This window comes from Tissierella pigra (assembly GCF_018917845.1).
Lineage (GTDB): Bacteria > Bacillota > Clostridia > Tissierellales > Tissierellaceae > Tissierella > Tissierella pigra.
Window position 1 is genome coordinate 871175 of the sequence record NZ_JAHLPJ010000001.1, and the last position, 16319, is coordinate 887493.

Consider the following 16319-nt stretch of genomic DNA (forward strand, 5'->3'; position numbering starts at 1 on the left):
TTTAATCTATTACTTCTTTTAGTTTTTCAATAAACAATCTATTTTCATCCATAGTGCCTATGGATACTCTTATAAAGTCTCCACCCATAGGTCTTATGATAACTCCTCTTTTCTGCATTTCTATAAAGACCTCTTGTCCATTTTTACCTACATTAACAAATATATGGTTTGTTTCTGATGGTGGATAATAGAATCCTAGTTTATCAAACTCACTATAAAGGTAATTCTTACCTTCAAGGTTAAGATTATAACTTTTTTCCAAGAATTCTTTGTCCTCTAATGCTTTAATTGCTGCCACCTGTGCTAAAGTATTTACATTAAATGGACCTCTAACTTTGTTTATAGTTTCTATAATATCTTTATGGCCAATAGTATAAGCTACTCTAATGCCAGCTAGTCCATAAGCCTTTGAAAAAGTTCTCATAACTAAAAGGTTAGGATAATCTTTTAAAAGTTTTACAGTGTTATGTGGATAATCATCTCTAGTAACATATTCTCTATATGCTTCATCAGATATTACTAAAACATTAGAAGGTATTTTATCCAAGAAATCTACAAATTCTTTTTCTGTAATCATTGTACCTGTAGGATTATTAGGATTACATATCCATATAATTTTAGTCTTATCCGTGATTTTACTCAAGATTCCGTCTAAATCAAAGGTAAATTCCTTTAAAGGAACTATAACTGGAGTACCGCCCATCATCTCTGTAGTTTGTATGTATCTTGGGAAAGTAATATCAGCCATGATAATTTCATCGTCTTTGTTTATATATGCCTTTGCTATTGTGTCAATCATTTCATCTGAACCACTACTAGGCAATACTTCATTAACATTTATTTGATGTATTGATGCTAAAGCTTCTTTTAGTTCAGTACAATTTCCATCTGGATATATTCCTAGTTCATTTACGGCGTTTACTATTGCCTCTCTAACCTTTGGAGAACAACCTAATGGATTTTCATTTGAAGCAAGTTTGATAACTTGTTGAAGACCATATTCCTTTTTTACATCTTCTATTGGTTTACCTGGTTCGTATGCCTTTAAATTTCTGATTTCCTCTCTAAAACTAATTGACAATATAAACATCTCCTTTCAGTATACACTAATATTAGTGTATCAATATGTAGAGGATAAAAAAAGACTATGATAATAATATGTCTTATGATATAATTAAAAGAGTAACTACTTTTTTAAATTTCTTTAAATGAAATTAACTAAAAATTTTGTCAAATGTGTAAAATAGGTATAAAGATTTTTAAAATCTTTTAAATAAATATGCTGGTTAAGGGGGCAATGTATAATGAAAACATATTCAGCTGATAAAATCAGGAATGTAGCATTATTAGGGCACAGTAGTAGTGGTAAAACAACTTTAACTGAAGCAGTACTATTTGCAACAGGAGTAACAAAAAGACAGGGAAGAGTAGACGACGGAAATACTGTATCAGATTTTGATAAACAAGAAATTGCACGAAAAGTATCCATAGGTACAACTGTTATTCCAGTTGAATGGAATAATTTCAAATTTAATTTATTGGATACACCAGGATACTTCGATTTTATCGGTGAGATGTATGGTGCAAAGAGAGCATCTGAAGGTTCTATATTATTGGTAGATGCTTCTGCAGGTATTGAGGTTGGTACAGAAAAATCATGGAAAAACTTAGAAAAATATATAACTCCAAGAATTATCTTTGTAAATAAAATGGATAAAGAAGAAGTTGATTTTGATAATTTAGTATCTGAATTAAAATCAAAATTTGGAGATAAAATAATACCATTTACACTACCAATAGGAGTGTCAAGTGATTTTAAAGGAATTATAGATGTAATAGATGAAAAAGCATATGAATATAACGGAACTCAAAGAAAAGAAGTAAGTCTTACGGAAGATCAAAAATCGGAAATAGAATTTATAAAAGAAGAATTAGTTGAGAAAATAGCGGAAACAGACGAAGCTTTAATGGAAAAATACTTTGAAGGAGAGGCTTTTACTGCTGAAGAGATAAATAAAGGATTAAAACTTGCAGTTAAAAATGGAGATTTAGTTCCATTATTAATAGGATGTACAGAAAAAGCCTTAGGTGTAGACATTTTATTAGAAGCAATAGAAAAATACATACCATCACCAATGGATGTAGAGCCAGCTAAGGGATTAAAAGATGGCAAAGAAATAGAAAGAAAACTGGATTCTTCTCAGCCATTTTCAGCAGTTGTATTTAAGACAATTATAGACCCATTTGTTGGTAAATTAACTTTATTTAAAGTTATGTCAGGTAAAATAACTAAAGATATGGAATTATATAATTCCACCAAAGATAAGTTGGAAAAACTAGGGGGATTATTCTTACTTAGAGGTAAAAACCAGGTGGAAGTTAATGAAATACAGGCAGGAGATATTGGAGCCACTGCGAAATTAAACTTTACTCAAACAGGAGATACTCTTTGTGCTAAAAATGACCCTATTCGTTATGAAGAAATTAAATATCCTCAACCAACATTATTTTTAGCTGTAGAACCAAAATCTAAAGGTGATGAAGAAAAAATTGGTACAGCATTACAAAGATTAACAGAAGAAGACCCTACTTTTATAGTTCAAAGAAACTCTGAAACTAAACAACTTCTAATAGGTGGTCAAGGCAATATGCAGTTAACTGTTATTGTGGATAAATTAAAAAATACCTTTGGAGTAGATGTAAATTTAACTAATCCAAGGATTGCATATAGGGAAACAATAAAAAACACTTCATCTGTTCAAGGAAAACATAAGAAACAATCTGGTGGTGCAGGTCAATATGGAGATGTTCATATAAGATTCGAGCCATGTGAAGAAAGCTTTATATTTGCAGAAGAAGTATTTGGCGGTGCAGTTCCTAGAAACTACTTCCCAGCAGTAGAAAAAGGACTTTCAGAATCCTTGGAAAAAGGAGTATTAGCGGGTTATCCAGTAGTAAATGTAAAGGCTACTTTATTTGATGGATCTTACCATCCTGTAGACTCTAATGAGATGGCATTTAAAATAGCTGCTTCCCTTGCATTTAAAAAAGGTATAGAAGAAGCAAAACCCATATTGCTTGAACCTATAATGAAATATGAAATATCTATACCTGAAGATTATATGGGCGATGTAATGGGAGATATGAATAAACGTAGAGGAAGAATATTAGGTATGGAACAGCAGGATGACGGAAGTCAGAAAGTTACTGCAGAAGCACCTCACTCTGAAATGTTTGAGTATGCCATTGATTTAAGAGCTATGACTCAAGCTAGAGGAAGCTTTACAATGGAGTTTGCAAGATATGAAGAAGTACCATCTAATATTGCAGAGAAGATTATAGCGGAATCAAAAATTGAAAAAGAATAGAAATAATTTGTCCAGCCTATTGTGGCTGGACTTTTTACATAAACTATTGTAAATAATATAAAATATGATTATAATAAAATTAAGAGATTGAATATAATATACTAAAAAAAGTAAATTTAAAAGTTAGCATGATAAATGATAATAAATAGTATAATAGTGGTAGATAATCTTAATATAATAAATATTTGCTCTAACGAATTCTTAGAGCAAATATTTTAAAAGGAAGGTCAGAGAAAGTCAAGAAGAGGAGAATTGATATGTCTGGTTTAAGCAATATAATTGAAAGGTTTATTAAATCTATGATAGAAGCAGCAGAAGATAGTACAATTGAAATTCAGAGAAATGAGCTAGCTGAAAAGTTTGATTGTGCTCCTTCTCAGATAAATTATGTATTAACAACTAGATTTACACCCTATAAAGGATATTATATTGAGAGTAGAAGAGGTGGTGGTGGGTATATTAAGATTATAAAAGTAGGAATAGATATAAATGAAGACATAAATAATATTATTTCACATACTATTGGTGAATCCATTACCAGAAATAAGGCATATCATATAATTGATGGGTTAGTGGAAGAAGAATTTATAAGTGAAAGAGAAGGAAAAATTATAAAGTCTGTAATGGAAGATAGGGCTTTAAGTGTGGAAACTGCAGAGAATAGAAATAAATTAAGGGCAAATATATTGAAGAATATTTTATTAATTCTTATTTAAGTAGGAGGTGGTTTGATGTTATGTCAATCATGTAATAAAAATAATGCTACTATACATTTTACAAAAATAATCAATGGAAATATAGAAGAGACTCATTTGTGTGATAGTTGTGCTAAGAAGAAAAATGATTTTGATTTAGATTTCCCATTTCCATTTCAAAAAATTTTCACAGGACTTATAGGTTCAGTTCAGGAAGGACAACAGGAGTTTAAAAATATTACTTGTCCAAAATGTGGATTAACATATAAGAAGTTTTTAGAGGCAGGAAGATTTGGGTGCGATAAATGTTATGAAGCCTTTGAGGAAGATGTTGAATCCTTAGTAAAGGGAATTCATGGTCATACGGAACATAAGGGAAAGATACCAGCTGGTGCAAGTAACAAAATTCAGCATAAAAAAGCCATTGATTCTTTGAGAAAGGAATTAGAAGAATCTATTGTTAAAGAAGATTTTGAAAGAGCTGCCTTTCTAAGAGATGAGATAAAAAGATTAAGTTGTAATATCAGTCAAGGATGTGATGAATATGACTAAATGGCTAGAAAGTGTAGGTACAGATGAAGATGTGGTAATTAGCACTAGACTTAGAATAGCAAGGAATATATCAAATTATAAGTTTCCAGATTTTATGACTATAGACGAAGGTCAATCTGTTACAGAAGAAGTTTTAAATGCTATGAAAGACAATAAGGATATATATAAATTCTACAGAATAGAGGATTTATCTCAATTGGAAAAGACTCGATTTGTAGAAGACCATTTAATAAGCCCTAGTTTGGCAACAACTACTAAAAGTGGAAGCTTTCTTTTGAGAGATGATGAGAAATCCACTATAATGATTAACGAGGAAGATCATATACGTATACAAGTTTTATTATCTGGTTTAAATACCTACGAAGGATGGGAACTTTGTTCAGAAATAGATGATTATTTGGAAAAAAATATTGAGTATGCTTTTCATGAGAAATTTGGATATTTAACTTCTTGCCCAACTAATGTAGGTACAGGTCTTAGAGCTTCAGTAATGGTTCATTTACCTTGTCTATCTATGACAGGACATATAAATACTATAATAGATGGTCTAGGGAAAATAGGGCTAACCTCTAGAGGGATTTATGGAGAAGGCTCTAAAGCATTGGGGCATTTATTTCAAATATCTAACCAAATTACCTTAGGAGAAAAAGAAGAGGATATAATTAAAAAATTAAATAAAGTAGTTTTACAAATAGTAGCAAGGGAAAGAAGTACTAGAGGGTATATGTTAGATAGAAAAAAGATAGAGTTGGAAGATAAAGTATTTAGATCCTTAGGTATTTTAAACTATAGTAGACTTATATCATCTACAGAGGCAATGGCTCACTTATCTAATGTTAAATTAGGATGTGATGTAGGTATAATAAGTGGTATTAATCCTAAGGATATAGTTAAACTAATGATAGACATACAGCCAGCAAATATACAAAAAAGTTCCAATAAGGAAATGATGAAAGATGAAAGAGATGTATATAGGGCACAAATAATAAGGAATAAATTCATAGATATGGAGGGGTAGTAATATGGCAATGTTTGGAAGATTTACAGAAAGAGCACAAAGAGCAATACTATTATCTCAGGAGGAGGCAAAGAGCCTAAAGCATAATTATGTAGGTACAGAACATTTGCTCCTAGGTCTTATTGCAGAAGGAGAAGGAGTAGCTGCAAAAGCATTATCCAAACTAGGTGCTACATTAGATAGAGCTAGAGGCGAAGTGATTTCCGCCATAGGTCAAGGTGAATATGGAGCAGATATTTTAGGATTTACTCCTAGAACTAAAAGGATATTTGAATTAGGATTTGTAGAGGCAAGAAATCTTGGACATAATTATGTAGGTACAGAGCATCTATTACTTGGATTATTAGAAGAAGGTGAAGGTGTTGCTATAGTTGTATTGAAAAAGTTAGGAGTAGATATAGATAAACTAACGGAAATGATTCTTAGTATGATAACAGATGCAAATCAAAAAGGAGGACAAAATACAGAATCTAGTAATCCTAATACTCCAAATCTGGCTAAATATAGTATAGATTTAAATAAAATGGCTCAAGCAGGAGAAATAGATCCAGTAATAGGTAGAGCAAAGGAAATAGAAAGGGTAATCCAAATTTTAAGTAGGAGAACAAAAAATAATCCAGTTTTAATAGGAGAACCAGGAGTAGGAAAAACAGCCATAGCTGAAGGATTAGCACAAAGAATAATAGAAGGTAATATACCAGAAATCATAAAGGATAAAAGAGTGGTTACATTGGACTTACCTGGAATGATAGCTGGAGCAAAATACAGAGGAGAGTTTGAAGAAAGATTAAAATCTGTAATGAAAGAATTGAAGGAAGCAGGAGATGTTATTCTTTTTATAGATGAACTTCATACAATAGTAGGGGCAGGAGCTGCAGAAGGGGCTATAGATGCTTCTAATATTTTAAAGCCAATATTAGCCAGAGGTGAACTGCAAGTAGTAGGAGCAACTACTATAGATGAATATAGAAAGCATATAGAAAAGGATTCTGCTTTAGAAAGAAGATTTCAGCCTATAATGGTTGAAGAGCCTACTATAGAAGATACGATTAAGATATTGGAAGGATTAAGGGATAAATATGAGGCCCATCATAGGGTTAAAATAACAGATGAAGCTATAAAAGCAGCAACAGAACTATCTAGCAGATATATAACTGATAGATTTTTACCTGATAAGGCAATAGATTTAATAGATGAAGCTGCATCTATGATTAGAATAAATTCTTATGTTGCTCCAGATGAACTTAAAAGTTTAGAGGAAAGATTAGAAGAACTGTCACAAGAAAAAGAAGAGGCAATCAATACTCAAAACTATGAAAAAGCAGCAAAAGTAAGGGATATGGAAAGACAAGTAAAGGAAGAGCTGGAAAGCAACAAGGTAAAATGGCATCAAGAAAAACAAATATCAAGTATGAAGGTCGGATATGATGAAATTGCTAAAGTTGTATCCAATTGGACCGGAGTACCAGTGACTAAGATGACAACAGAAGAAAGTGAGAGACTGTTAAACTTAGAAAAGATATTACATGAGAAAGTCATTGGCCAAGAACAGGCAGTAAAGGCTGTAGCAAGTGCAGTAAGAAGATCTAGAGTAGGACTTAAAGACCCTAAAAAGCCAGTAGGAAGCTTTATATTTGTAGGGCCTACAGGAGTAGGTAAAACATATTTAGCGAAAGCATTGGCAGAGGCTTTATTTGGTGATGAAGAGGCTATGATTAGAATAGATATGTCAGAGTATATGGAAAAACACTCAGTATCTAGATTAGTGGGTTCACCTCCAGGATATGTTGGTTATGATGAAGGGGGTCAATTAACAGAAGCCATAAGAAGAAAACCTTATGCTGTGGTCTTATTTGATGAAATTGAAAAAGCCCACCCCGATGTATTCAATATGCTTTTACAAATATTAGATGATGGACGACTAACGGATTCAAAGGGTAGAACTGTAGATTTTAAAAATACTGTAATTATAATGACTTCAAATGTGGGAGCTACATCTATTAGAAAGCAAAATGTATTAGGTTTCTCTGCTGGTAAAGCTGATAATAGAGAAGAATATGAAAAGATGAAAGAAACCATAACGGAAGAACTAAAAAGGACTTTTAGACCAGAGTTTCTAAATAGGCTTGATGAAACCATAGTATTCCATAGCTTAGAGGAGAAACACATAAAAGAGATTGTGGAAGTTATGATAAAGGATTTAGAAAAACGTCTTTCAAGTATAGGTGTAAAAATAAATGTATCCGAAAACACAAAAAATTATATTGCAAGTAAGGGATTTGATCCTATTTATGGAGCAAGACCTCTTGAGAGAACCATAAGAAGAATGATAGAAGATGAATTGGCAGAAGAAATCTTAAGGGGAAATGTATCTAAAGACGATAGTATTATAATTGATTATGAAAATGATAAATTAGCATTTAAAATTTAGATAATGTATAAAGGCGGTCTTTGACCGCCTAAAATATGTATTAGGAGATAAATATGAAAAAAAGGATTATATATAGATGTGAAAATTGTGGTTATCAAAGTAGCGGACATTTGGGAAGGTGTCCTGAATGTAGTGCTTGGAATAGTATTAAAGAGACTTTGATGGAAGACAAAAAAGAAACTTCAAAATCTAAAATAAAAGCAGAAAGAAAACCAATTAAAAGGTTACAAGAAGTAGCGACTACAAATAGTCATAGGATTGTAACCAGTATAAATGAGTTTAACAGAGTAATGGGTGGAGGAATAGTAAAGGATTCAATTACTATACTTTCGGCAAAGCCAGGAGCGGGTAAATCAACTTTATTGTTACAAGTAGCCAATGACTTAGCCAATATGAACTATAAAGTTCTATATGCCTCAGGAGAAGAAAGTGAGTCTCAAATAAAAAGCCGTGCTGATAGAATTATAGAAAAAATTAATGATGATGTATGGGTAATATCTGATAATAGTATGGATAATGTTTTAGGCATTATAAATGAGGTTGACCCTGATTTAATAATAATTGATAGTATTCAAACTTTTACTTTAGATGAATTTCCTAGTTCTAGAGCAGGTTCTCCTACTCAGACCATGGAATGTGCCAATGCTTTAGTAGAGGTGGCAAAAAATATAGACAGGCCTAGAGCAATTATTTTAGTTGGACAGATGACTAAAGAAGATGAAATAGCAGGTGTAAGAGCATTAGAACATTTAGTAGATGCAGTCCTTATTATAGAAGGTGAAAGTGGAGAAGAATTAAGGACCTTATTAACTACAAAGAATAGATATGGCTCCACTGGAGAAATGGGTTTCTTTTATATAACAGATAAAGGCATGATTTCTATAGATAATCCTTCTGAGTATTTTATGACATCAAGAGAAGGCAATAAAGTTATGCCAGGAAATGCAATTACTGTAGTTAGGGAAGGAACTAGACCTATTATTCTAGAAATAGAAAGTTTAGTTTCAGATTCATTTACTCCTTATCCTTCAAGAATAGGGGAATGTCTAAAGAGAGAGCAATTAAATACTTTAGTATCCATAATAGAACAGAGAGGTGGAATGAAATTTTATGATAAGAATGTAGTAATCAAAACTACTGGAGGTATAAAGCTAAAGGAACAGGCATCTAATCTAGCTGTTCTCATGAGTATTATATCTTCTGTGAAATCTGTTGGGATACCTAATGATACTGTTTTCATAGCTGATGTTGGTTTAACAGGAGAGCTAAAAAGAGTGCCATCTCTTGAAACTAGACTTAGAGAACTGGATAGAATGGGATTTAAAAAGGCATATGTAGCCCCTCATAGTGGAAAGGGGATAAAGACTAATAATTTAAAGATTATAGAATTAGAGACTTTAAGAGATGTTATAAGAAGTATTTTTAATTAAGAAAACCAAGCCTAAATACTAAGCTTGGTTTTTTAATTATAATTTTAAATTGGCATAGCCATTTTATGGCGAATATGAAAGTTCTACAGTTTTATATTTTATAAAGAACTTTCAATTAATGAGTATCAACAACAGATACATTTAATGTTTTCACATAAGCTTTTGTTATTTTAAGCTAAATACACCTAAGGTTTTAATTGTATTATATTCGCTTTTTAAGATTTCATCTAAATCCAAATCTAAAGAGTTACAAAGAGCAGCCAAGTAAAAAATATAGGAACCAATTTCTCCACTAAGAACTTCTTTGCAACTATTACAAATTTCCCCATTAAGGTGGTTCTTAACTGAATCTAGCATTTCTTCAAAACTATCGTTGCTGAAGTCTTGCTTACTTGCATTGATAGAAATACATCCGCAAGAAGTAACTGATTTTGCCACTGCTCTATTAATTCTGGCATTATATTCATCAAGCTTGGTAGTTATATCTAATATACTTTTATGCCTAATAAGAACTTGTGAAACTTGTTCTTGAAGATCCTTACATAATGAATTTTTATCAATATTTATATTATTACTCATACTCTCCACTCCCGTCAAAATTTTTTGCTGTTATAGTTCAATTATACTTATGGAGACAAGCAGTTGTCAAATATTTCTATCAATTATTTAAAAAATATAATTTTTATAATTCGTTGAAAAAAACATAATAAAAATGATTGACAACTGAAATGAGACTATGATACAATATAAACTTTACAATTTCAGCATTTTAAGGTATAATATAAAGAGAAAAGGTGAATAGGAGGTAGTGGAATGTTTAATATTGGTGATAAAGTTGTATATCCTATGCATGGTGCTGGAATTATTGAAGGTATTGAAGAAAGAGAAATATTGGGAGAAAAAAGAAAATATTTTATTATGAGAATGCCCATTGGAGATATGAAAGTTATGGTTCCTGTAGACAATGTAGAAGAAGTAGGAGTTAGGGAAGTAATTACTAAAGTGGATTTAGAAAGGGTAATTTCTATACTTAAAGGTAATAAAACATCTATGCCTCAAAATTGGAACAGAAGATATAGAATAAATATGGATAGGATAAAATCTGGTGATATTTTTGAAATTGCAGCTGTTGTTAGAAATCTTTTGATGATGGATATGGAAAAAGGATTATCTACGGGAGAACGTAAGATGTTAATTTCTGCTAAACAAATGTTGCTTTCAGAAATGGTTTTAGTATCAGAGTATGATGTTGAGCAAGTTGAAGAAGTAGTATTAGAGGCTATTAAACATGAAGAAGAGGAAGACATTACAGAAAAATAATTGTCAAAGTATAAAGAAATGGTTTATTTTTAGAAAAACTGGCAATAAATATATATAGGAGGTGAATAGATGATTGGTAAAATTTTAAAAGGGGCAATAGGAATACTAGGTATGCTAATAGGATATGGTATTTTATCTTTATTCATCAGTTTAGAGATTATACAGATTAATAAGGCAGGATGGCTGAATTTAGTCTTATATTTAGGTGTATCTATTATATTCGGAATTATATTCTTTTCCTTATCATCTAAAATAATTGACAAAGGAAGAAAGTTAGTTAGATTGATTGAAAACGAATTAGAAAAGTTTTCTGCATATGATATTGCTATATCAGCTGTTGGACTTATTCTTGGACTTATAATTGCATTTTTATTAACTCAGCCATTAAACAATTTAGGCATACCTTATGTGGGAGTTCCAGTATCCATAGCTCTTTATGTTGTACTTGGATATTTAGGATTATCTATACCAAATAGGAAAAAGGATGATATAACTTCAACTTTAGGCAACATTAGAAAGACACCAAGAGATAGGGCTAAAGCCCAAAATAGAACATATCCTAAAGTACTAGATACATCTGTTATAATCGATGGTAGAATAGCAGATATATGTAAAACAGGATTTATTGAAGGACCTCTTGTTATACCAGAATTTGTATTGTCAGAATTACAGCATATAGCAGATTCTTCTGATTCCCTAAAAAGAAATAGAGGAAGACGAGGATTGGATATATTGAATAAAATACAAAAAGAATTAGACATTGAGGTAATAATTCATGACAAGAAATTTGAAGATGTTCCTGAAGTAGATTCAAAACTATTAAAATTAACTCAACTACTTAAAGGGAAAATAATAACAAATGATTACAACCTAAATAAAGTAGCAGAAGTACAAGGAATTGATGTGCTGAATATAAATGAATTAGCAAATGCAGTTAAACCAGTTGTACTTCCAGGAGAAGAAATGCTTGTGCAGGTAGTAAGAGATGGAAAAGAATTAGGTCAAGGTCTTGCATATTTAGATGATGGAACCATGATAGTTGTAGAAAGCGGTAGAAAGTTCATAGGTGAAACCATAGATGTAGTAGTTACATCAGTACTCCAAACATCTGCGGGTAGAATGATATTTGCCAAGCCAAAGTCAATGGTAGATAGAGCAGTTTAAGACCCTTAGGGGTCTTTTATTTTTGGTATAAAAAATAATATATTTATTTATAATGTACTATGTTATAATACTCTAAGAGGTGAGATGATGTATAAAGACTACTATGTATCTGTAATCATAGCTGCTGCTGGAATGAGTAATAGAATGGGAAGCAAAATCAATAAACAATTTATTGCAATAGGTGGCAAGCCTATATTAGCTCATACAATAGAAAAATTTGAAAGATGCAGATACATTGATGAAATAATTTTAGTAGCAAAAGAAGAGGAAATTGAATATTGTAGAAAAGAAATCGTTAGAAAATATAAATTTAATAAAGTTGCTAATATAATAAGAGGTGGAAAGGAAAGACAGGATTCGGTATATAATGGTATACTAGCCTTAAATGAATGCTCAAATATAGTGCTTACCCATGATGGTGCTAGACCTTTTGTAAAAAATGAAAATATTGAAGATGGTATAAGGGGTGTAATAGACCATGGGGCTTGTGTCATAGGAGTACCTGTAAAGGATACAATAAAGATTGTAGGCAGTGAAAATAATATAGATGATACTCCACCAAGAAATCTAATCTGGGCCGCCCAAACTCCACAATGTTTCTTTAAAGAAATACTTGTTAAAGGCTATGAAAATGCAATGTCCACTGGATTTTTTGGAACTGATGATAGTTCAATTGTTGAGGAAATTGGTTATAATGTTAAGATGATTATGGGAAGTTATGAAAATATAAAGATTACTACCCCAGAAGATATTATTCTTGCAGAGTCCTTAATCAAAGACAGGGATATGATTTTTAACAGAAGAGAGTTTGTATTTCAAAGTAGATAATAGAAATAGGTGATAATATGAGAATTGGATTTGGTTATGATGTTCATAAACTTGTAGAAAACAGAAAGTTAATACTGGGTGGTGTAGATGTGACCTTTGAAAAAGGTCTATTAGGTCATTCTGATGCAGATGTTTTAGTTCATGCTGTAATGGACAGTATTCTAGGGGCATTAGCTTTAGGTGATATAGGCAAACATTTTCCAGATACTGATAATAAATATAAAGATATATCAAGTATTTATCTTTTGTCTCAAGTTTACGAACTTATGGAAGAAGCAGGATATACTATTGGAAATATAGATGTAACTGTTGCGGCTCAAAGACCTAAATTAGCTCCTTATATAGAGGAAATGAGAAAAAATATTGCCAATACTTTACATACTTCCATAGACAATATAAATGTAAAAGCCACTACTACAGAATGGTTAGGCTTTGAAGGAAGAGAAGAGGGAATATCTTCCTATAGTGTTTGTATGCTTAAAAAAGAAAATAATTGACACAATATAATAGTACTAGTATAATATGTATAATATCCTAGCAAAGAAGGGAAATAGTAAGTATTATAGGTCCTAGAGAGGAAGTTAAATGGTGGAAAACTTCTGTCCTTCCTAATATTGAACCTACCCCAGAGCATTTAAGCCAAAAGCTTAAACGGTTGTGCGTTATAACTATTGAGTGAACCTGTTTAGGTTTATTAGAGTGGTACCGCGGAATTTAACCTTTCGTCTCTTACAAAGAGATGAAAGGCTTTTTTTATGACCTAACCCGATTTGCGTTTTTTGCAAATCGATGGTAGGTCAAACGCAATGAGAACCCAATTTATACGAGTGTAACGAGTAAATAAATTGGTGTTTCGAAACTGCGTAGTCACTGCATCAAACAATCCAACTCAACGAAGTCAACAAACTGTAGGTAGGTCAAACGCAACGAGAACCAAATTCATACGAGCATAGCGAGTAAATGAATTTGAGTTTCGAAACTGCGTAGCCACCGTGTCAAACAATTGAATTTAACGAAGGTAACAAATCGATGGTAGGTCAAACGTACCTACTCTGTCCGTTTTATCTACAATTCGCTATGCTCATTGGACAAAAAGGCAACGAGAACCAAATTCATAAGAACATAGCGAGTAAATAAATTGGGATTTCGAAACTGCGTAGTCACCATATCAAACAACTGAATTTAACTAAGTCAACAAATTTATAACCTAGTCAACATTTTTAATTTTTTATATAAATATAAGGAGAGTGATTTTTATGAGAATGTCAAAATTTTATATACCTACTTTAAGAGAAATGCCATCAGATGCAGAAATAGCAAGTCATAAATTACTTTTAAGAGCAGGTATGATGAGAAAATTAGTTAGTGGTGTGTATTCTTATCTTCCAATGGGATATAGAGTAATAAGGAAGGTAGAACAAATAGTTAGGGAAGAAATGGATAGGGCAGGTGCTCAGGAATTATTGATGTCTGCAATTCAACCAAAGGAAATATGGGAAGCTTCTGGAAGATGGGAAAATTTTGGTCCAGAAATGTTTAGACTTAAAGATAGAAACAGTAGGGAATTCTGCCTTGGACCTACCCATGAAGAATATTTTACAGATTTAATAAAGGATGAAGTAAAATCTTATAAACAACTTCCATTAAATCTTTATCAGATTCAAACAAAATATAGAGATGAGAAAAGACCAAGATTTGGCTTAATGAGATGTAGAGAATTTATAATGAAAGATGCCTATAGCTTTGATGTAGATGAAGAAAATATGAAAACATCATATCAAATAATGTGGGAAGCTTATGATGAAGTATTTACAAGGCTTAAACTGAAATATAAAGTAGTTCAAGGAGATACAGGAGCCATGGGAGGAAAAATATCTCACGAATTCATGGCAATGTCAGAAGCAGGAGAAAGCTTGGTTGCTTATTGCGATAATTGCAACTATGCAGCTACTGATGAAAAGGCAGATGTAGTATATAAAGTAAACAATGAAATAGAAGAAGAATTAAATATGGAGCGAGTTCATACTCCAAATGTAACTACTATTGAATCTTTAGTAGAATTCTTTGGCATTGATCATGGCAGATTTGGAAAAGCGTTGGTATATAATATAGGAGAACCAATAGTTGCAATCATCCCAGGAGATAGAGAACTAAATGAAACTAAGTTATGTAATTATTTAGGAATAGGAGAACATGATTTAGAATTAGCCAATGAAGAAATTATACTAGATATAACTGGAGCAAATAAAGGCTTTACAGGGCCAGTAGGAATTAAGAAGGGAGTTAAAGTTCTAGTAGATTCTAGAATTGCCAAAATGAAAAATTTAATAGTAGGTGGAAATGAGACAGATTACCATCTAAAAAATGTAAATTATGGTAGAGACTTTACAGGAGAAGTAGTAGAAGATTTACTTTTAGTAAGAGAAGGAGATATATGCCCTAAATGTGGTGAGCAGCTTAAAATGGAAAGAGGAATTGAAGTAGGAAATATATTCCAGTTAGGTACTAAATACTCATCAGCTTTAGATTCTAACTTTTTAGATGAAAATGGTAAGGAAAAGCCATTTGTAATGGGATGTTATGGTATAGGAGTTTCTAGGTCAGTGGCAGCAGTTGTAGAACAATATCATGATGAAAATGGTATAATATGGCCATTAGTTGTAGCTCCTTATCATGTAATTATAACTGTAGTAAACACAAAGGATGAAAGTCAAGTAAACTTAGGTGAAAAGTTATACCAAGAATTAGGAGTATTAGGTGTTGAAGTTATAATAGATGATAGAAATGAAAGAGCAGGAGTTAAATTTAAAGATAGAGATTTAATAGGAATTCCAATTAGAATAACTGTAGGAAAAAAAGCAGGAGAATCTATTGTAGAATACTCAGTTAGAGGAGAAGAAGATAAACAAGAAGTAGAAGTAGATAAATTAATATCTTTAATAGAAGAAGAATTTACTAAAGAGGGTTTGAAATTATAGTATGATAAAAAGATAGTCCAAGGGGACTATCTTTTTTATTATAAAAGAAGGAATTTTTTAAATTATGTCGAATATATATAAGTATAATATTTCAGAAGATTCAAACATGGAGAAGGCTAAAAAATATCTAAAATAAAACATTGTTTTCAAGCATTTAAGTAATTTCTAAGAAATATAAACATAAGGTAAATAATAAAAATATATTATAATACTAATGAAAGGTGAGGGAGTTATGAATGTAGGTTTAGAATTGGCTAAGGTATGTGAAGAATTTATTTGTATATTAGAGGTACTGAAAACAAATGATTTAATAACAGAAGAAGAATTTATACTACACTCAAAGATAAAAGAAAAGTTTATAGAAGAAAAATCCTCTTTAGAATCTTAAAACCATAATATTTTTAAAATGGGCAATACTATAGTAAAATCTTTTCAAAGATTTTTTACTATAGTATTTTTACTTATTTAGATAGAGAGTTTACAGTAATGAACTGGTGATATATAATATAATATAATTAATTTAAGGAGGTAACAG

The 16319-nt window shown here is 31.4% G+C and carries 14 protein-coding genes and 1 other annotated feature; of the genes, 12 read left to right on the plus strand and 2 right to left on the minus strand.

What is annotated here, in order from left to right; translation table 11 throughout:
* Position 1: 1 nt before the first annotated feature.
* Positions 2–1081: a histidinol-phosphate transaminase gene (gene hisC, locus KQI41_RS04235; RefSeq protein ID WP_154439257.1), complete on the minus strand. Its 1080-nt coding sequence runs from the start codon at positions 1079–1081 to the stop codon at positions 2–4.
* Positions 1082–1304: 223 nt separating this feature from the next.
* On the opposite strand from hisC, the gene fusA reads away from it, so the two are divergent.
* The 6 genes from fusA (at position 1305) to radA (ending at position 9494) form a co-directional block, all read left to right on the plus strand.
* Positions 1305–3368 carry an elongation factor G gene (fusA, locus tag KQI41_RS04240; RefSeq protein WP_154439256.1) on the plus strand — a complete coding sequence of 688 codons (2064 nt, stop codon included), beginning with the start codon at positions 1305–1307 and terminating at the stop codon, positions 3366–3368.
* Between the two features lie 257 nt (positions 3369–3625).
* Positions 3626–4084, plus strand: coding sequence for a CtsR family transcriptional regulator (locus tag KQI41_RS04245; RefSeq protein ID WP_154439255.1), 459 nt, complete (start codon positions 3626–3628; stop codon positions 4082–4084).
* 15 nt (positions 4085–4099) lie between these two features.
* On the plus strand, positions 4100–4615 hold the full coding sequence (locus tag KQI41_RS04250) for a UvrB/UvrC motif-containing protein (protein WP_154439254.1): 516 nt from the start codon (positions 4100–4102) through the stop codon (positions 4613–4615).
* On the plus strand, positions 4608–5633 hold the full coding sequence (locus tag KQI41_RS04255; RefSeq protein ID WP_154439253.1) for a protein arginine kinase: 1026 nt from the start codon (positions 4608–4610) through the stop codon (positions 5631–5633). The genes KQI41_RS04250 and KQI41_RS04255 overlap by 8 nt, the downstream gene beginning before the upstream one ends.
* A 4-nt stretch (positions 5634–5637) precedes the next feature.
* Positions 5638–8064, plus strand: a complete 2427-nt coding sequence (locus KQI41_RS04260) for an ATP-dependent Clp protease ATP-binding subunit (protein WP_154439252.1) — start codon at positions 5638–5640, stop codon at positions 8062–8064.
* Positions 8065–8117: 53 nt separating this feature from the next.
* Entirely contained in the window at positions 8118–9494 is a 1377-nt protein-coding gene (gene radA / locus KQI41_RS04265) for a DNA repair protein RadA (RefSeq protein WP_154439251.1), read from the plus strand.
* Positions 9495–9659: 165 nt separating this feature from the next.
* Here radA and KQI41_RS04270 read toward each other — a convergent pair whose 3' ends face one another.
* Positions 9660–10073, minus strand: coding sequence for a nucleoside triphosphate pyrophosphohydrolase family protein (locus KQI41_RS04270; RefSeq protein ID WP_154439250.1), 414 nt, complete (start codon positions 10071–10073; stop codon positions 9660–9662).
* Positions 10074–10307: 234 nt separating this feature from the next.
* On the opposite strand from KQI41_RS04270, the gene KQI41_RS04275 reads away from it, so the two are divergent.
* The 6 genes from KQI41_RS04275 to KQI41_RS04300 all read left to right on the plus strand — a co-directional run bounded on the left by KQI41_RS04275 (position 10308) and on the right by KQI41_RS04300 (position 16172).
* Positions 10308–10814, plus strand: coding sequence for a CarD family transcriptional regulator (locus KQI41_RS04275; RefSeq protein ID WP_154439249.1), 507 nt, complete (start codon positions 10308–10310; stop codon positions 10812–10814).
* A 69-nt stretch (positions 10815–10883) separates the two neighbouring features.
* The gene (locus KQI41_RS04280) at positions 10884–11978 is read left to right on the plus strand and encodes a PIN/TRAM domain-containing protein (protein ID WP_154439248.1); all 1095 of its coding nucleotides are present in this window, start codon (positions 10884–10886) and stop codon (positions 11976–11978) included.
* A gap of 87 nt (positions 11979–12065) precedes the next feature.
* The gene (gene ispD, locus KQI41_RS04285) at positions 12066–12806 is read left to right on the plus strand and encodes a 2-C-methyl-D-erythritol 4-phosphate cytidylyltransferase (protein WP_154439247.1); all 741 of its coding nucleotides are present in this window, start codon (positions 12066–12068) and stop codon (positions 12804–12806) included.
* Positions 12807–12823: 17 nt separating this feature from the next.
* Positions 12824–13303: a 2-C-methyl-D-erythritol 2,4-cyclodiphosphate synthase gene (ispF, locus tag KQI41_RS04290; protein WP_154439246.1), complete on the plus strand. Its 480-nt coding sequence runs from the start codon at positions 12824–12826 to the stop codon at positions 13301–13303.
* A 34-nt stretch (positions 13304–13337) separates the two neighbouring features.
* Positions 13338–13539: a binding site (T-box leader), on the plus strand.
* A gap of 523 nt (positions 13540–14062) precedes the next feature.
* Positions 14063–15784, plus strand: a complete 1722-nt coding sequence (locus KQI41_RS04295) for a proline--tRNA ligase (RefSeq protein WP_154439245.1) — start codon at positions 14063–14065, stop codon at positions 15782–15784.
* 232 nt (positions 15785–16016) lie between these two features.
* Positions 16017–16172 carry a hypothetical protein gene (locus KQI41_RS04300; RefSeq protein WP_154439244.1) on the plus strand — a complete coding sequence of 52 codons (156 nt, stop codon included), beginning with the start codon at positions 16017–16019 and terminating at the stop codon, positions 16170–16172.
* The last annotated feature ends 147 nt before the right edge of the window (positions 16173–16319 follow it).